Source organism: Soehngenia longivitae, assembly GCF_004684055.1.
In the GTDB taxonomy this organism is placed as follows: domain Bacteria; phylum Bacillota; class Clostridia; order Tissierellales; family Tissierellaceae; genus Soehngenia; species Soehngenia longivitae.
The window spans coordinates 183313-202600 of record NZ_SRIB01000002.1 but is presented as its reverse complement, the minus strand read 5'-3'; the positions used below and the strand labels follow the sequence as shown (position 1 = coordinate 202600).

17 protein-coding genes are annotated in these 19288 nt (G+C 33.9%); 6 read left to right on the top strand and 11 right to left on the bottom strand.

The window, feature by feature from the left end; translation table 11 throughout:
- From E4100_RS02505 to E4100_RS02485, 5 genes are all read right to left on the bottom strand, one after another.
- A complete protein-coding gene (locus E4100_RS02505) occupies nt 1-471 on the bottom strand; it encodes a peptidoglycan recognition protein family protein (RefSeq protein WP_245196344.1) in 471 nt (156 codons plus the stop codon).
- Nucleotides 464-1027 (bottom strand): sigma-70 family RNA polymerase sigma factor, encoded by a 564-nt coding sequence (locus E4100_RS02500; RefSeq protein WP_167792052.1) that lies wholly within the window; start codon nt 1025-1027, stop codon nt 464-466. The genes E4100_RS02505 and E4100_RS02500 overlap by 8 nt, the downstream gene beginning before the upstream one ends.
- Before the next feature lie 118 nt (nt 1028-1145).
- Entirely contained in the window at nt 1146-1727 is a 582-nt protein-coding gene (locus E4100_RS02495) for a competence protein ComK (RefSeq protein ID WP_135270456.1), read from the bottom strand.
- 77 nt (nt 1728-1804) lie between these two features.
- Nucleotides 1805-2602, bottom strand: a complete 798-nt coding sequence (proB, locus tag E4100_RS02490; protein WP_135270455.1) for a glutamate 5-kinase — start codon at nt 2600-2602, stop codon at nt 1805-1807.
- A gap of 7 nt (nt 2603-2609) precedes the next feature.
- Nucleotides 2610-3851 carry a glutamate-5-semialdehyde dehydrogenase gene (locus E4100_RS02485; RefSeq protein ID WP_135270454.1) on the bottom strand — a complete coding sequence of 414 codons (1242 nt, stop codon included), beginning with the start codon at nt 3849-3851 and terminating at the stop codon, nt 2610-2612.
- A gap of 321 nt (nt 3852-4172) precedes the next feature.
- Here E4100_RS02485 and E4100_RS02480 point away from each other — a divergent pair, with 321 nt between their 5' ends.
- The 5 genes from E4100_RS02480 (at nt 4173) to E4100_RS02460 (ending at nt 9800) form a co-directional block, all read left to right on the top strand.
- On the top strand, nt 4173-5837 hold the full coding sequence (locus E4100_RS02480; RefSeq protein ID WP_135270453.1) for a peptide ABC transporter substrate-binding protein: 1665 nt from the start codon (nt 4173-4175) through the stop codon (nt 5835-5837).
- Between the two features lie 89 nt (nt 5838-5926).
- A complete protein-coding gene (locus E4100_RS02475) occupies nt 5927-6856 on the top strand; it encodes an ABC transporter permease (RefSeq protein ID WP_135270452.1) in 930 nt (309 codons plus the stop codon).
- Nucleotides 6857-7792, top strand: a complete 936-nt coding sequence (locus E4100_RS02470) for an ABC transporter permease (RefSeq protein WP_135270451.1) — start codon at nt 6857-6859, stop codon at nt 7790-7792.
- Between the two features lie 11 nt (nt 7793-7803).
- Nucleotides 7804-8811: an ABC transporter ATP-binding protein gene (locus E4100_RS02465; RefSeq protein ID WP_135270450.1), complete on the top strand. Its 1008-nt coding sequence runs from the start codon at nt 7804-7806 to the stop codon at nt 8809-8811.
- Nucleotides 8811-9800, top strand: a complete 990-nt coding sequence (locus tag E4100_RS02460) for an ABC transporter ATP-binding protein (RefSeq protein ID WP_135270449.1) — start codon at nt 8811-8813, stop codon at nt 9798-9800. Before E4100_RS02465 ends, E4100_RS02460 begins: the two co-directional genes overlap by 1 nt.
- A gap of 45 nt (nt 9801-9845) precedes the next feature.
- On the opposite strand, the gene E4100_RS02455 is transcribed toward E4100_RS02460, so the two are convergent.
- The 6 genes from E4100_RS02455 to E4100_RS02430 form a co-directional block, all read right to left on the bottom strand.
- Nucleotides 9846-10193 carry a cupin domain-containing protein gene (locus E4100_RS02455; RefSeq protein ID WP_135270448.1) on the bottom strand — a complete coding sequence of 116 codons (348 nt, stop codon included), beginning with the start codon at nt 10191-10193 and terminating at the stop codon, nt 9846-9848.
- 57 nt (nt 10194-10250) lie between these two features.
- Nucleotides 10251-11987, bottom strand: coding sequence for a 5'-nucleotidase C-terminal domain-containing protein (locus E4100_RS02450; protein ID WP_135270447.1), 1737 nt, complete (start codon nt 11985-11987; stop codon nt 10251-10253).
- A gap of 120 nt (nt 11988-12107) precedes the next feature.
- A complete protein-coding gene (locus tag E4100_RS02445) occupies nt 12108-12893 on the bottom strand; it encodes a tyrosine-protein phosphatase (RefSeq protein ID WP_135270446.1) in 786 nt (261 codons plus the stop codon).
- The gene (locus E4100_RS02440; RefSeq protein ID WP_135270445.1) at nt 12890-13624 is read right to left on the bottom strand and encodes a CpsD/CapB family tyrosine-protein kinase; all 735 of its coding nucleotides are present in this window, start codon (nt 13622-13624) and stop codon (nt 12890-12892) included. Before E4100_RS02440 ends, E4100_RS02445 begins: the two co-directional genes overlap by 4 nt.
- A gap of 2 nt (nt 13625-13626) precedes the next feature.
- Complete coding sequence (locus E4100_RS02435; protein ID WP_209315226.1) at nt 13627-14301, bottom strand: YveK family protein; 675 nt, start codon at nt 14299-14301, stop codon at nt 13627-13629.
- Nucleotides 14302-14418: 117 nt separating this feature from the next.
- On the bottom strand, nt 14419-16137 hold the full coding sequence (locus E4100_RS02430) for an S-layer homology domain-containing protein (RefSeq protein WP_167792051.1): 1719 nt from the start codon (nt 16135-16137) through the stop codon (nt 14419-14421).
- A 187-nt stretch (nt 16138-16324) separates the two neighbouring features.
- On the opposite strand from E4100_RS02430, the gene E4100_RS02425 reads away from it, so the two are divergent.
- On the top strand, nt 16325-19267 hold the full coding sequence (locus E4100_RS02425; protein ID WP_135270442.1) for an Ig-like domain-containing domain: 2943 nt from the start codon (nt 16325-16327) through the stop codon (nt 19265-19267).
- The last annotated feature ends 21 nt before the right edge of the window (nt 19268-19288 follow it).

Below are 19288 nucleotides of genomic sequence, written 5' to 3'. Positions count from 1 at the left end.
TTATATTGAATCGTAAAAGTAAGTCCATTCTCTCCACCCAAACGCACTCATTTTATTTGGACATATTTTTAAAGATGCATCAAAATGTCTAACTACATTCTTCTTATCTAAGTCATATTTATCAAGCAATAACCTCACAAGGAAAATCGCTTTTTCTTTTGTAATTTCCCAGTTATTCCCTTCATTTACACATAGCTCAATGCCTATTGAATTGGAATTAGTTATTCCAAACCTTCCCTTGCCATCTCCACAATGATAACTTACATCTTTATCTTCTACTAATTGAATTATATGATTTTCATCGATCACATAGTGACTTGAGGCATTCACATTTGGTTTATCGAAGTATTTAAAATGATTTATCGCATTGGCACTCTTTTTTGTATTTCCTGTATCGTGTATTACGATATACTTTATTTTTACTGAATTTCTAGTTGAAAAATTATTTTTAATTAGCATCTTCTCAATCATCATATCTCTCCATTTGTTCTCTTAATTTTTTGTGTGCTCTTCGCTTTAGCTCTAGCACAGTTCTATAACTAATATTGTGCAATTTACTTATCTCTTCTACGGTTAGTCCCAAGTAGTAAAACTCTATTATTACCTCTCTTTCCTTTAAAGATAGATTTATAAATAAATCTTGTATGCGCTTAGAAAAGTCTTTATTTATAACCTCTTCCTCTAAATTTACTTCGCTCTCCAGTAAGTCTATCATTTCAGTATCCTCCTCGTTTTTTTGGTTTAATGAAATAATGTCTTTTTTAGAATTCAGTTTATTCAAATAGAAAAATCTAAGTCTTGTCTTCACAAATCCACTAAAATGAACATTTTTACTTACATCAAAATCTTTGATACATTCAAGCACTATGAGTTTCCCATCTTCTACTAAATCTTCAAATTCAGAATAATTGTTGTAGTATTTTTTAATAGAAGAGATAATCAACGGATAAAATCTCTCCACCAATTCGTATTTTGATTTATCATCACCTTTTATCGACTCCTCATAAAGTCTTTTTATTTCCTCCATCATTTGCTCCATTCAAAAGAGCGCTCTTTACTTATTCCTAGGTGAGATAAGCTTAATATAAGTTTGCAAAAAAATAAAAAGTAGAGTTTGTATTATTCTCACTCTACTTTTTTAATATCTACTTTATTCTTTCTAAGATATCATCTATCTTCATAAATAGCCTTGCTATGTCAGACTTCATAGCAGGAGAATCCTCATTTTGATAGTAAACTAGTGCCTCCTTAATTTTGTCTTTCTCTACTTCTTTATGTAGTTTCTCGACTAATTCTCCATTTTTTAGTTGCTTTATAGCAGTATTTAAACTACATAATAGTTTAAACTCGGTCTTATTTTTTAACCGAATATATGTATCTCCATTAGTTGAATATATTTTATCCACATAATTTAATTTAAAATATCCCATAGCCCCATCGTCTTTGCCAATAGGTTCTCTTACCTTTAATTGAACATATATAAGAGCTGTTGATATTGGAATAGGAATGGCTGATTTGCTTGTTAAAATTTCACTGTAATAGTTGTTAGATGCTTTTAGATCAAATTGATAATGCATACATAGATTTTTTATCACAGTTTTTACGGTCTTTCCCACCAAAATTTCTTTTTCTTCATAAATAAGCTTTGTAGCATTTCCTAATTTGTCATCATAACAAGGTATCAAAGCTACAAGCTTGTCATTGTATAGTCCCTCATCATTTCGCATCACACTTCCTCCTTAACATTCACTCTCACGATAGATTATGAGATGAATATATCAGAACATGTGTTCGATGTCAAGAGTTAATTAATTTCTTCGTAAATCAAAGTCCCTACTTTTTCCCCTTCTAATAATTTAGAGATTATTCCTTTTTCCTTGCCCTTTACAACAGCTAGAGGTATCCCAAATTTATTTACATGCTCAGCAGCTTTAAGTTTCGTACTCACTCCCCCCGTGCCAAAAGAGCTTTTTTGTCCTATATCTATCTCTTTTTTAATACCTTCTACATCATTTATCTCATAAATGATTTCTGCGTCCTCATGATCTTTTGGGTTCTTATCATAAATCCCTTCTATGTCACTCAATAGAATCAACAAATCAGCTCCCCACAATACACTTGAATAAGCTGCAAGCATATCATTGTCCCCGATTTTAATTTCATCAACACTTACAGTGTCATTTTCATTGATTATAGGTATGACACCCTCATCAATCAATGTAAACAATGTATTTCTAATGTTCAGAGTCCTTGATTTCGATCCAAAATCATCTTTAGTCAAGAGGATTTGAGCCACATGTAATTGTTTCTCCCAAAATATCCTCCTATATGAATCCATGAGTTCAACTTGACCGATAGCACACAACGCTTGTTTATAATGAATATCTTCTTTTCTAGACCATTTACCTATGGTAGAAACCCCTGCAATCCTCGCTCCAGAAGAAACTATTACCACTTTCTTGCCTTGATCAACGATCTTTCTTATTTCGTCAGAAAGTTCCTTAATGAATTCCTTATCAATATTACCTTCCTCATCAGTCAATGTGCTTGATCCTATCTTAATCACTATTTTTTTTGCAGATTTTAACATATTTCTATCCATTCTACACCTACTTTCTAATCTGACCATTACCCATGATTACATATTTATATGTCACTAATTGTTCTAGTCCAACTGGGCCTCTTGCATGAAGTTTCTGTGTGCTTATCCCCATCTCAGTTCCAAAACCAAATTCAGTGCCATCTGAGAAACGTGTAGATGCGTTGACATATACACAGGAAGAATCAACTCTTTTTTGGAAAACTAATGCATTGTTCAAATTATTGGTGATAATTGACTCTGAATGTTTAGTTCCATATTTATTTATGTGATCTATCGCATCATATAAATTATCAACCACTTTTACAGCAAGTATATAATCCAAATACTCTTCATACCAGTCACTTTCTTTTGCAACTTTAGCTGGAATGATTTCTCTTACTCTCTCGCAACCTCTTAATTCAACTTTGTCCCCAATTTCTTCGTATAATAGTGGTAAAAAATCAGTTCTAATATTTTCATGAATAAGCACTGTTTCACACGCATTGCATACTCCAACCCTCTGTAGCTTTGCATTTTTTATGATGTCAATAGCCATTTTAAAATCTGCTGTTTCATCTACAAAAATATGGCAATTACCTTCTCCTGTCTTTAAAGTAGGTACTTTTGAATGCTCAACTACATAGTTTATAAGCTCTTTACCTCCTCGTGGGATTAAAAGGTCCAAAGTGCCAGTTAAATTCATCATTTCATCAGCCACTTCTCTTCTTTCATCTTCTATGAAGAAAACAACATTTTCTGTTATGCTTGAGTCCCTAAGCCCACTCTTTATAGCTTTTACAATTGCAGTATTAGTGTTTATGGAAGAAGAACTCCCTTTCAAAAGAATAGTATTCCCTGATTTTATTGCCAAACTAAATGCATCAACTGTAACATTTGGTCTAGATTCATAAATTATCCCAATCACTCCAATAGGAACAGTCATTTTAGCAATTGTCATGCCATTAGGTCTAGTCCAAACTTTGCTAGAGTTCCATATCGGATCATCAAGTTTTACTATCGAATGAATATTGTCGACTATATCAACTAATCTCTCATCGTTTAAATACAGTCTATCAACTAACCCCTCTTTCATCCCTTTTAATCTAGCATTAGCTATATCGATTTTGTTCATTTCTAAGATTTCTTCTCTATTTCTTAATAGACTATCAGCAACTTTGAGCAATGCTTCATTTCTTTCTTCAAGACTCGACATTTCGAGTTCTCTTTGACTCTTTTTTAATTCGCTTGCCATAGCTTTTATATCTTGCATTTTCATCACCACCTAAACGTTTTGTATATTATAGCAAAATAAATACAATTTGTGAAATATTATTAGATAATGCTGAATATTTCTTTTATTGAATTGAGGTTGTATAATATCTTCATTAAAATAAGTTGATTTAGCATATTATAGTGATATCAAGGTTTTGAAAGCGACTCAAGATAAATCTATTATTTTTTTTAAATTATCTTAATTTTTTGATTGATAAGAAATTGGCAAAATATGGCCATACATTGCCTCTTGTCAAAATATTAAAATAATGTTAAACTTAATTTGTCGTAGATCAATTTTATAAAAGGGGGAAAACATATGAAGAGCAAAAAACTATTGATTTTGCTAAGTTTGCTTCTAGTTGTTTCAGTGTTCGTATCAGCTTGTAGCTCTGGTGAAGAACCAACTACACCAGAACCTGAAGAACCAACTACAGGCGAAGAGCAAACAGGTGAAAAAATACTTCGCACTAACAACTCAAGTGAACCTGGTTCATTAGATCCAGCACTTGCACAAGGTACCCATGAATCATGGATACTAAATAACTTATTTGAAGGACTCATGAAACATGATTCTACAGGACAGATTGTTCCAGGTATGGCAAAAGAATACACTTTGTCAGAGGATGATTTGACTTATACATTCACTCTAAAAGATGACATTAAATGGTCAAATGGAGATCCAGTAACTGCACAAGATTTCGAATTTGCATGGAAGAGAGCTCTTGATCCTGAATTAGCAGCGGACTATGCATATCAGTTGTACTACATCAAAGGAGCTGAAGCATATAACTCTGGAGAAGGTACAGTAGATGATGTAGCTGTTAAAGCTCTTGATGACAAGACCCTAGAGGTAACTCTCGAGTCTCCAACTGCTTATTTCTTAGACTTATGTGCATTCTACACATATTATCCAGTAAATAAAGCAGTAGCAGAAGCTAACCCAGACTGGGCAAAAGATCCATCAACTTACGTTTCAAATGGACCTTTTACACTAGAATCTTGGGAACACAATGCAAAGATTAAATTGGCTAAAAACGAAAATTACTACGACAAAGACAATATAAAATTAGACGGAATTGACTTTGATATAATAGAAGATGAAAATACTGCATGGCAAAAATATGAAGGCGGAGAATATGATATCTTAGTAACTCTTCCTCAAGCAGTAGTAGCTCAACTTAAGGCAGAAAATAATCCAGAACTTCAAATTGGAGCAGATGTTGGAACTTATTATTTCAACTTGAATAATGAAAAGAAACCTTTCAACAACAAAAAAGTAAGACAAGCATTGGTGTATGCTCTCGACAGACAAACTATCGTCGACAAGATAGCTCAAGGTGGACAAATCCCAGCAACTGGTATTGTACCTCCTGGATTACTTGATGAAAATGGTGAAGATTATAGAGCAACTACTGGTGACTTCATAGGTTATGATCTTGAGAAAGCAAAGACACTGCTAGCTGAAGGTCTAGCTGAAGAAGGTATGACTGTTGAAGATTTCAACGCACAAGGCTTTGTTCTACTCTACAACACTTCAGAAGCTCACAAAAAAATCGCTCAAGCTGCTCAAGAAATGTGGAGAACGAATTTAGGTATTGAAATCGGTTTGGAAAATGTTGAGTTCCAAGTAAAACTAGACAGAGAAAAAGCTGGAGATTATGATATCTCTAGAGCAGGTTGGATTGGCGACTACAGTGATCCAATGACTATGCTAGATTTGTTCTATACTGATGGACCATTCAACGATGCTGGCTACAGCAATCCAGAATATGACAGACTTATCGACATTGCAAAAAGCACAGCTGATCAAAAGATAAGATTTGATGCAATGAGAGAAGCAGAAGCTATATTGATGGAAGATGTTCCAATTGTTCCTGTTTATTTCTACACTCAACCATACGCTGTGAAACCATATGTTACAGGAGTATATAAGATTCCTATCCAATATCCTACAATAACATATGCAGATATAAATAAATAACCAGTCAGAAATATTATATTTTTTAAGAGAAAATCAGGAGCAATGCTCTCTGATTTTCTCTTATTAAAATATATGAAAGGAGCTAAATCATGAAAAAATACTTGCTCAAAAGATTTGTTATGTCTATCATAACGCTATGGGCTATCGTAACAATAACTTTCTTTCTGATGCATGCTATACCTGGTAATCCTTTTGCAAAAGAAGGGAAGATGCCTCCAGTTGTATATGAAAATCTTCAGAAAAAATATGGACTAGATAAGCCATTATATCAACAGTACTTAATTTATTTAGGAAATCTAGTAAGAGGAGATTTTGGAGAAAGTATGAAATCTCGTGTTGAAACAGTCAATGACATGATAGAAAGAGGCTTTCCTGTTTCTGCTAGATTAGGGGCTCAAGCATTAGTATTTGCTTTGATATTTGGACCTGCACTTGGTGCTATGGCCGCCTTGTATCAAAATAAAATGCCAGACTACATATCGATGATTGTAGCAATAATAGGTATATCTGTGCCTAGTTTTGTAATGGGAACATTTTTAATACAATTCGTGGCCAAAAATGTAAGTTTCTTGCCGATTGGAGGATGGGGAGAATTTAAACACACCATACTCCCTTCATTTGCACTTGGGCTTATGCCACTTGCTACAATGGCAAGACTTATGCGTTCTAGTATGCTTGAAGTTTTAAACCAAGATTATATTAAAACCGCAAAGTCTAAGGGGCTTACAAAGTTTGCTGTAATCATGAAACACGCTGTAAGAAATGCAATACTTCCTGTTGTTTCTGTTTTAGGAATAACTATTTCTAACTTATTAGTAGGAAGTTTTGTTATTGAAAAAATATTTGGTATCCCTGGTTTAGGTATGTTCTTTGTTAAATCCATTGGAAACAGAGATTACACACTTATAATGGGAACTACTGTGTTTTATGCACTTATACTTGTATTAATGCTTTTGTTAGTAGACATAACATATATGCTTGTTGACCCAAGAATTAGACTTACTGAGGAGGGACATTAGATGACAGAACTCACAAAAGAGATGTTTGAAAGAGCTTCAGAAGAGCAGAGAAATGCTGAAAAAATAAGACGCCCCAGTATAAAATACTGGCCAGATGTCTGGAGAAGATTAAAACAAAATAAACTAGCTATGGTCGGTTTAGTTTTGATAATACTAATAACAGTAATGGCGATTGCAGGGCCAATGATAAGCGGATACACTTATTATGAACAAGATTACTCAAATATAAATGTAAAACCAAATTCAGATTTCTGGTTTGGAACAGACGAATTAGGTAGAGACCTATTTACTAGGACATGGTATGGAGCAAGATATTCTCTTCTAATAGGAATATTAGCTGCTGCAATAGATTTTACAGTTGGTATATTATATGGTGGTATTGCCGGTGTTTCAAGTAGAAGAGTTGACTCGATCATGATGCGTATTGCAGAAGTAATATACAGTATTCCTTACTTGTTAGTTGTTATTTTGATGTCTGTAGTATTTTCAAGTCAAGGCTCTGGTACTTCATTGTTTGTAATTATACTAGCTATGACTATCACAGACTGGGTCCCCATGGCAATACTCGTAAGAGGTCAAGTATTGCAGTTGAAAGAAGCTGAGTATTCTCTTGCTTCTGAGTCACTTGGAGCTGATCAGGGTTGGATACTAAGAAAACACATAATTCCAAACACTCTCGGACCAATACTAGTAAATGTAACTCTTACTATCCCAAGAGCAATATTTGCAGAGGCAACTTTAGGATTTTTAGGTTTAGGTTTACAAGCTCCTAAATCAAGTCTTGGAAGCTTGGCAAATGACGGCTTAGCAGGAATGGCAGTAGGACTTACTTATCAAATTATATTCCCTGCACTTTTGATATCTCTAATCATGTTCTCCTTTAATGTATTGGGAGATGGTCTTAGAGATGCATTAGATCCAAGGCTGAGGAAATAGGAGGGGGAAAAATGGAAAATATACTAGATGTTAAAAACTTACAAGTCTCCTTTAAAACCTTCTTTGGTGAAGTCGAGGCTGTTAGAGATATAAGTTTCACTGTAGGCAAAAAAGAAACCGTAGCAATTGTTGGAGAATCCGGTTGTGGTAAAAGTGTAACAGCAAGTTCAATCATGCAACTCTTACCTATGCCACCAGCATTCTATAAAGGCGGACAAATCCTGTTTAAAGGTGAAGATATAGTAAAGAAAACTGAAAGGGAAATGCAACATATAAGAGGAAGTAAAATTTCAATGGTCTTTCAAGATCCTATGACTTCCTTAAACCCAACTATGAAAATTGGCAGGCAAATTGTCGAAGGACTGATGAAGCACCAACATTTATCTAAAAAAGAAGCTAATAAAAAAGCTATTGAAATGCTTAAGTTAGTCTCTGTGCCACAGCCTGAAAAAAGAGTTAATCAGTATCCTCACGAATTTTCAGGTGGTATGAGACAGAGAGTAATGATTGCGCTTGCTATGGTTTCAAATCCAGAGCTATTGATAGCAGATGAGCCAACTACGGCTTTAGATGTTACTGTTCAAGCACAAATATTAGACTTGATGAAAGAACTCCAAGATAAATTAAATATGTCAATAATTTTAATAACCCACGATTTAGGTGTAGTTGCAGACATGAGCGACAAAGTAATTGTTATGTATGCAGGACAAATTGTGGAACAAGGAACTGTCAATGACATATTTAAAAATCCAATGCACCCATACACTATAAAATTATTAGCAAGTGTCCCTAGGTTAAATATGAAACGTGATGAGAGTCTTAATTATATAGAAGGTACTCCACCTGATTTGTACATTCCGCCTAAAGGGTGTGCATTCTTTGATAGATGTGATCATGCTATGAAAGTATGTAAAGACTATATGCCAGATCCAGAGTACCACTCTAAAGAACACTACAGCAGATGCTGGCTAAATCACCCATTGGCTAAAGATGTACGACGTGAAGGGAGTGTAAGATAATGGCAGAGCCTATTTTATCAGCAAGAAACATAAAAAAATACTTTAATGTAAGTGGTGGAACTTTAAAAGCAGTAGACGGGATAAGCTTTGACATATACAAAGGAGAAACTCTTGGCTTGGTTGGTGAATCAGGCTGCGGAAAGACAACTGCTGGTAGAACTATAATAAGGCTTTATGAGCCTACTGGTGGGGAGTTGTTCTTCGAAGGTCAAGACATTTACAAAATTTCAAGGCACAATATGAAACCCGTTAGAAGAAACTTTCAAATGATATTTCAAGACCCCTATGCATCTCTTAACCCTCGTATGACTGTTGAAGAGATAATTGCTGAACCTCTTGAAATTCATGGTATTTATAAATCAGAAAAGCAGAGAAGAGAAAGAGTGTATGAACTTTTGCAATTAGTAGGTTTAAATGAAGAGCATGCTTTAAGATTTCCTCACGAATTTTCCGGAGGACAAAGGCAGAGAATAGGTGTCGCTAGATCTTTAGCTTTAAACCCTAAGTTTATCGTCTGTGACGAACCAATATCGGCACTAGATGTATCAATTCAAGCTCAAGTAGTAAATCTACTTAAAAATTTGCAAAATCAAATGGGATTGACTTACCTTTTCATCGCTCATGATTTATCCATGGTAAGATATATCTCCGATAGAGTTGGTGTAATGTATTTAGGTATGATGATGGAACTTTCTAAATCTGAAGAATTATATGACCACCCAATTCATCCATATACACAAGCACTGCTCTCTGCAATCCCAATCCCTGACCCAGAAATTCAAAGGTCTAGAAAGAGAATAATACTTGAAGGAGATGTACCTTCTCCTATTGACCCACCTCCAGGATGCAGATTTGCAGATAGGTGTTTCTATACTGTAGACGAGTGCAGAAAGGTAACTCCTGAGTTCAAAGAAGTAAGACCTGAACATTTTGTCGCTTGCCATAGATCAGGCGAAATCCTAGCAGGTACTGCAGCTATGACAAAATAACAATAAACTCCCAATAAGGCAGATTGCCAATATTGGGAGTTTGTTTTATTCATTTAATATGAGCATCAAAAATTCTAAGTCCTCATCACCAATTGCTTCTATAGAATGAAATTCACCGGGTCTACAAATAGTAAAATCTCCAGACTCTAAAAACACTTCTTTTCCGTTATCATTATACATTGCATGACCATTTAATATGTAATATGTTTCTTGGTCTTTCTTGTGTTGATGATAACCTATTGAATTTCCCGGTTTGATAATAGCTTTTCCAAATAATTTACCCTTTCCTAAAAAGTCTTCTTCTTCTAATAATCTAATTATTGTCACATAACCTTTGCCATCTTTTAAATTTTGTACTACCTCTACTTCAAAATCATCAAAATGCTTTACCATATTGGCCTCCTCTGTTATACACCTATTAGGCAGCCCCAACGGGCTGCCTAAGATCAACTATTTAGTTGGAATTAATATGATTTGTCCAGGATAAATCAAGTTAGGATTCTTTAATTTATTGTATTGAGCTAATTCTTGCCATGGAACTTTGTATTTCAACCCAATTCTATAAAGAACTTCTCCTTTTTCTACAATGTGTTTAATATCTCCTGCTGGTTCAGTTGGTTCAGTAGGAGTAGTAGGCTCTGTAGGTGCTTTTACTGCTTTAATCCTTCCTTCAACTCTTGGTCCTATCATCTCAGTTAGAGAAATATATTCAGCTAGTACGTCTGATAATAAACCACCCTCACCAACAAATGGTTTGTTAGTAAACATAGTGTATCCGTCTCCACCAGCAGCTAAAAAGTCATTTGTAACCATAGTGTATGTTTCAGTCTTATCAATTGGTTCCCCATTTATTGTAACAGAGACTATCCTTTGCCCAACTGGTTTTGATGGATCAAAAGTGTAGGTTAACCCACTTACATGTGGAAAATGACCTGCTGGTTCAGGATATGCGTCAACACCATGCTCTAATGCTTGTAATACTTCTTCACCAGTAACTTCTATGACTGCAAGAGTATTGGTAAATGGGAACGCAGTGAGTATTTCACCTAATGTTATTTCGCCTTCATCGATTGATGCTCTAATTCCTCCACCATTTGTAAGTGCGAAATCTGCACCAGTAGATTTTCTCATAGCATCGGTTATTAAATTACCTAGATTGGTTTCACCAGCTCTAACAAGTTCTCTAGTTCCTTCAAGTTTTACTTCAGTCTTACCTATGACTGTATTTTTTAAAGGTTCATTCTTAGCAACTAATTCTTCAACCATCTTTGCAATTTCTGCATTGGGTTCTGTAGCTTTTAAATCTTCATATGTCATGACCTCAGCTGTTTTCTTAACTAATTTACCGTCTTCAAATTCTAATTTTACAAGGCCAACATCTTGAGTATATGACCCTGCTTGAACTATCAAAGTGTCATTTACGATCATACCTTCTTCAAGCATATGATGACTATGTCCATCGACGATTAAATCAATCCCTTCTACATTTTCTGCTAATTTCTTTGCAGTATTGACACTTGATTCATCTATGCCTAAGTGGACTAATCCAATTATAACATCTGCACCTTTATCTTTTAATTCTTTGACATATTTATCTGCTGTAGTTACAGCATCAGCGAATTCTATTCCTATTGTATTAGATGGGTGTGATTTATATTTTGTTTCATCTGTAGTAAGTCCAAAGATACCTACTTTCATCCCATTTTCCATGTCTTTAATGATATATGGCTCAAAGTCTGATGTTTTGTCTGATTCCTTTATAATATTTGCTCCTAAAATCGGAAATTCAGCCATTTCCTTTAACTCTAATAATCTATTGTATCCATAGTTGAAATCGTGATTTCCGGGAGTCATTGCATCAAATCCCATTTTATTCATGATCTTTACTATTTCTTCACCTTGAGTTAAATTAACGTCAATGGTTCCGTGGAAAGTATCTCCAGCATTTAAAAACAATACATTTGGATCAGTAGCTCTCAATCCATTGACAACGCTTGCAAGTTTTGCAAATCCTAGTTCACTATTCCCTTCATTTTCTGCTACCCTTGCGTGCATATCGTTTACATGAACAATAGTCAAGCTCTCGTTACTAGCAGCTTGAGTAACATTTGTCGGTACAATTAGAAAGCCTAAAACCATTGCAAAAGAAAGAACAATACTTAGAAACTTTTTATTCCTGGTAATCATAAAAATCCCCCTTTATTTTTTATTGCGTTTTTTACTGCGTCTTTTATATACCCATGAATTGTAAAAAATACACATGATTAATAAAATCTTATTAAAAAATTCAAAGAAAAAGCACCATTTCTATATGTTTCGAAATGATGCTTTAAAATTAAAAATTGATTTTTTATTAAAGTCTATAATATTTTCTGGCTCAACTGATTCATTCTCCAGAACTCTTTTAGGATTTATCTCAGTGAGCTTAACAAAATCATCTTTGCTTATGACATTTTCAAGTTTTTTCAATGCATCTGAGACCTTTGGAGATCTTACTCTGTCAGAATGACTATCTGTGCCTACAAACTGAATTAAATTATGCTCTAATAATTTTTTTGCTGTTTTATACGTCCTATCGCCGTACAATCCTGTTAAGCTATGCAAGTTCAATTGTGCAAGTACACCTTTGTTTAGAAATTTATAAAGAATACTTGGGTCATGAATTATCTTAGCATTTCTTTCTGGATGAGCAATTATTGGAATATACCCCTTTATCTGCAGTTCATAAAAGATGTCGTCAGTATAAAGGGGAATGTCATTAGCTGGAAACTCTATTAATATATATTTACTATCACTTATCGTTAGATATTTTCCCTTTTCTAAATCTGTTATTAAATCAAGCGAAATATATACTTCATTTCCCAAATGTAGATTTAGTTCTATTCCATTTTCCTCTAATAAAAGCTCAAGTGATTTAAATGAAGCTTTTATTTCATCTACTGCTTTACTCTTGCCTTCTCCAAGATAATGAGGAGAACAAACCACATCAGCAAAACCATTTTCTACATATTGTCTTGCCATTTTTAAAGACATTTCGCTATCTTTAGAGCCATCATCTACCCCATAAAGCAAATGTGAATGTAAATCTATCATTTTCTTTTTGCCTTCTTGTCATCAGATTCGGATTCATTATAATAATCTTCATATTGGAGATATGAGTATCCATAATATTTATTATTCTTAACAGGTATCTTGTTTAATACCACACCGATAATATTAGCATTCACTTTTTTGAGTAGATCCACTGAATGTTGTGCTAATTCAATCTCTGTTTCTCCAACATTTATTACTATAATAGTCCCGTCGACAATAGTCGAAATTATGGCGCTGTCTGTAACTAATCCAATAGGAGGTGTGTCAAATATCACTATATCATAATCGTTTCTAACTGTCTCAATAAAATCTTTCATCCTTTTTGAACCTAATAATTCAGCAGGATTAGGTGGCAATGGTCCACTAGGTAATATGTGAAGTTCTTTTCTCTGTTCATGTATGCTCACAACTTCAGAAAAGCTTTTTTCTCCTATTAAAATATTTGTAAGCCCTTTGAGATTAGACATATTAAAATTTCTGTGTATCATGGGTTTTCTTAGATCGCAATCTATTAAAAGTACATTTTTGCCTGATTCTGCAAATGAATAGGCTAAGTTTGATGCTATTGATGATTTCCCTTCTTTAGATTTAGATGATGTTACTACAATTGTCTTGAGTTCCTTGTCTACACTCGAAAACTGAATGTTTGTTCTTAAAGTCCTATAAGCTTCAGATATAACAGATTTTGGGTTTTCCAAAATAAATATCTTGCTTTCCTTTCTTCTTTCCATAACTAATCCTCCACTTTTGGAATTGACCCTAATACAGGTAAATTTAAGTACTTTTCTACATCTTCAGGTGTCTTAATTGTGTTGTCTAAAAATTCAAGTAAAAACGATAAAAATACACCGATCATAAGCCCTAAAACAGCTGCGATTGCAATATTTAAAATGACATTTGGGCTAACTGGTTGTGTAGGAATCTCTGCTTTATCAATTACATGGACATTGTCTACTTTCATGATCTCCTGTACCTTATCCATAAAAACATTTGCTGTTTCATCAGCGATTATCCTTGCAACTGAAGGGTCATTGTCTTTTACTATTATTTGAATTAATTCTGTGTCTTTTACAAGACTTACATTTACTTTTCCTTTATATTGCTCATAGCTTATATCTAAATTGAGATTGTCTATAACTTCTTCTGCAACTGCTCTCGTTTTTATAAGTTCGCCATACGTTGAGACAAGTTTTTGGTTTAGCAATAGTTCATTGTATTGAATATTTGCATCTGAAGCATAATCTTTAGGCCTGCCGACCATAAGTGTAGTATTTGCTTGATATTCCTTGTCTAAAACAAATATGCTTATTATACTACTCAACAATACTGCTATTAAAAATAATGATAAGATCAGTTTAATTCTCTTTTTTAAGATAAAGAGAACTTCCTTTAAGCTAATTTCTTCCAAATGTATGTCCCCCTTAAATCATATATGTATATTGTATCAAAAAATATGTATTAATCAACATAAAATGCAAAGCAATGCTTTGCATTTTATGTTGTGATTTATAACTTACGACTTTTATTAAACATCCTGCTGATCTGTTGCTTTAAGGGTAATATTGTATGTCAATGTTTGCCCATAATTATCCACTAATGTTATCTCTACCTTTATTTCACCATCGTTGTTTTTATAATCGTCTAAAATTTCATTATTAAATGTAATGCTTGGTGGTACCACTGTCAATGTTGTTCCGTAGTCTGGTTTGTATTTTTCATATTTTTCTTTATATTCGGTATTTTGAGCTATTTTGTCTTTTACTATCTCTGTTTCTTCTTCACCTTTTATTAGCGTTAAATCTTTGATTTCTACAGCATTTGAAAATGTGGCTTCTATTTTTGTAATTGGCGTATTAGGATCTACCTCTACAGTTATGTTGTTGCCAGTTATTGTAATTCCCTCTACACTTTCATTTAATTTTACACTTCCACTATTTAATGTCAAAGCTGGTGGTATATAAACTCCACCGCCACCAATTGGAGGTGTTTCAGGAACTGTTACATTTTCTGCTCCTTCTTCTACTACTACTTTTCCTCCTTCTGTTGATATGACAGTATTGTCAGCAGTAGGTTTTACTGTTATCTCTGTAACTGTACCATCTCCTAAAATAGCAGTTTTAGGAGCTTCTGTTACTAGTTTGGTTACAGTTCCCATAACTTCAACTTTAGCGTTTTCAGCCTCTTTGCTTATGTTTAACAAATCAACTTTTGATGTTTTATCTACTTTTACTAATGCATTTTCTGCATTTATGTTGAGTTCTTTAATTTGAGCATTGTTAAGTTGTAATTCTACATTTTTGTCAACCACGACTTTATCTAGTGTGCCTTCTAATATGACTTCATCTTTACCATCTGCTAAGTAAAGTACTTCTACTTTAGCTCCTGATTCAACTGCTACTCTTACAGCTCCATCAAGTCTTGAAACTATCACTTGCCCAACTGTAGAGTTTCCTTTAATGATTATTGAATTAACTCCGCCGCCTCTTACTATAAGTCTTCCTTCTATCGCTACATTGTCAAGAGTGACTGTTCCGTTAGCTACACCTTCACCGATTATAAGGTCCCCTTCTACTGTGCTATCCTTTAATACTAATCCTGATGTATTGACCATGACATTGCCTGTAAATGTCAAATTTGCACTGCTAGCCTTTACATATGTCTTGATTATGTTGTCCATCACTTGTGCAAATTCAGCTCTTGTTATAAGCCCTTTAGGGTTTATATAGCCATTTGAGCCATTGACATAGCCTGCATTTATCATCGCATAGAGTTCACCTTTTGCCCATGAAGATATATCATTTAAATCTTTATATCCTTCTGGTTGGGTTGCACTTGGCTCTAATTTCAATGCTCTTGCTAATACTATGAAAGCTTCTTCTCTTGTTATGAAATTCTCTGGATTTAGTCTTTCCCCATCACCTTTAAAAGTTTGCATCTGAACTGCTTTTGCCATTTCATCATAGTACCATGATGTTACTGAAACATCAGCAAATTTAGATATAGGTGCTTTTATATATGCCCCAAATGCTCTGTTTACAACCGTTGCCATTTCAGCTCTCTTTAAATTGTCCTTTGGCCTAATCTTTCCGTTATCTCCTACCAATAATCCATTCTCTACAGCTTTCTCAAGTGCTGGTTTAGACCAGTCATCTGGCATATCTGAGAATTCAGCCGCATAAGAAAAGTTTGGCACTAATGTTAAGACCATAAGCAGCGACAATACTATCGACATAGCTCTTTTCATTTTCATACCTCCTCATATTTTTCCATATATTTGTTTATAGTTATTATATCAACAAAATTGTTAATATTCAACCAATGTTTTTTGAATTGTTTGTCAAATTTTGATATATTGTACTTAACTTAAATGTAATATTAAAATACTGTGTTTTGGTGTATAATTACAGTATAAAACTAAAGGGAGTGATTTTATGAAGCGCATTATGTCTTTTGTGCTGGCATTGATACTACTGATGAGTACAGGATCAATAGTATCTGCAGACAATCCTTACACAGAACAAGGGGAATTTCTAAATAAATTAGGAGTGCTTCTTGGTGACGAAGAAGGCAATCTAAATCTCGATAATAAACTTACCCGAGAGCAAATGGTAGTACTCATATCAAGGCTTTATGGCAAAGAAGATGAGGCGAAAAACTATAAAGGAGTAAATGTATTTAAAGACTTGGGTTCTAACCAAGCTTACTACATCCCCTATATACTGTGGGCAAAAAACGAAGGCCTCATAGTAGGTATGACAACGACTCAATTTGGATATGGTCAAACTGTTACAGTTCAACAGTTTCAAACAGTTCTCCTAAGAGCTTTGGGTTATACTGATGAGGCAAAAAATTGGTCTAATGTGCCAACTCTAGCCCAAAATCTCGGGATTATGAAGGGGTTAAATTTCGCTGCATCTCAGACACTAACTCGTGGAGAAGCTTCTGCTATGATATACAATGCACTAGCACTGCCTGTGAAGGGAAGTACTATTTCCCTCATGGCAGTGTTGAATTTAATTCCACTTGATATTAGCTATGATGCAAAAGTGGTAAATGACTCTTTAAACTTAAAGGGTTCTGTAAAATATGTCAGTGAATTGAAGCTATACTTAAAATCAAACAATGGAATACAGACTTTAAATATCCCTTTAAATGATGATGGTTCTTTTGACTTTACAAAAAATGATTTAAGCTTAGGAGAATACAGTTATATTATTTTTAGTGGAACAAAATCTACAGAAATAAAGACTTTCTCGATCACAAATATAAAATTTGACCTGTCAAGTGTCTTTGCTGACAATTTAAAAGAAATAAAGATAAATCTAAATAAACCTGTAGATACAAATCTTTCAAGTTTTGTATATAACTATGAGACAAATGCAGGTGCTATAAACAGAGTTTACTATGAAAATGGAGATAAAACAATTGTACTTGTATTAAACGGCACGATGGAAAATGGCAAAGAATATACTCTAACAGCTAAAAATATCAGATCTACCACAAATGAAGTTGTAGAGTTTAGCAATAAAACTTTCACTGCAAATGACACAACTCCTCCTAGAGTGACTGGTATTGATATTTTAGGAACTACTGGCATAAGAATAAATTTCTCAGAGCCTATAAAAACAGTTCCTTCAATGAGTAACTTCAACATAAATGCTACCACATCTTTGTCAAATCCTGTGCTATCATATAAATCAATAGAGTTAAGATACTCTACATCAACTACATTAGCCCCTGGAACATATACTATACTGACACAAGGTTTAGAAGATTTTGCAGGAAATAAAATAAACATTGATACAAGATCATTTACTGTTGTAAAGGACACATCTGTTCCTGAAATAGTTAAATCTACGGCTTCGGTGGATCAATTGACAGTTGAATTCAATGAGCTCATAAATCCAATAACAGTTACTAAAGAAAGCATCTACTGGAAACAGGATGGGGTATACAGAAAATATCCAGATTCAATTACTGTGGATGGGAAAAAAGTAATCGCAACCTTTAACACAACCCCTATTCCAAATAAAGAAACTAGCATTTTTATCGAAGGAATAGGCGATTATTCTGACAACAAAATATCTCAAGTATTGATAAAAGTAACTCCAACTGTAGATACAAGAAAACCTGAAGTGGTGTCTGTCATGGTAGGAGATACAGGTAAATTCATAAAAGTCATATACAATAAATCAGTACTTGGAAATGTACCAAGTAGTTATAGCGTAGTAGATGCTAATGGCAGTATGGTGTTGATAAAAGATGTAGTTGGAAGTGGCAGAGAATACACGATAAACTTTTACAGTACCTTGCCAAAAGGCGCAGTAAAACTTACGGTATCAGAAATTAAAGATGTAAATGGAACGAAGATAGAGCCATATACCACTACACTCAATGTAAAAGATTTTGAAAGTCCAAGACTATTAAATTATTCAGGCTACGGAAATACAATTATCATGGAGTTTTCAAAGCCAATGGACGAAAAAACAACCAGTTATTTGTATAACTACATCGCAAAAATTGGCGGGACTGAAGTTTATCTAATACAAGGTACTCAAATTAATTTAAGCCCAGACTTGAAAACTTTAACTATCGTCCTTCCAGACTATATGTATGGCAAAAAAGTAATGATAGGTGCTGCTGATAACTTGACAAATCTTGAAGTAAGAGGTTTAAAAGATACATCTGGCAATTTCACTGATCCTCTGATATTGAGTTTAAAATTTGAAGGAAGTGCAACTGGAAATGGAAAAGTTGTTGACTACTATCCAAATATAACAGGCAAACAAGCTGTATTGACAGAACCTAATCTCATTAAAGTAAAGTTCAATATGCCTATAGTAAAAGCCGATGTAACAGATTTTGTAGTAGCAGGTCATACGATTTCAAGAGTTATCGTTGACGGAACAAATATAGTACAGATTGTTCTTTCTGATAGTACAACATACATTCAGCCTAATACAACGGTGATTCCAAATACCAATAAGATAAAGACATCAATTGGCACAAATGTAGACCCAGGGCTATTTAATGTAGTGGATGAAGTAAGCCCTATTTTGAAGAGTACCCAAGTGATGATTGTAGGAAATAATCTAGAAATCACATTCAGTGAACCATTAGAAGAAGAAGGTGCTAGTTTATACAGAAGGGATTTACAAATAATAAGGTTAAGCGACAATAAAGTATTGAGTACAGATGATTACACTACATCTATTAAGTCTACAGACAAATCAACTTTAGTAATTACCTTAAAATCAAAACCAATACAATCCAAATATTCGATAAGAGTTATCGACAGCCCTATATATATAAGAGATTTGAGTGGAAATCTTGTAAAGCCATCTCAATTAATTGAAACAATCTATCCATTTTAAAAAAACTCAGTGAACAAATTG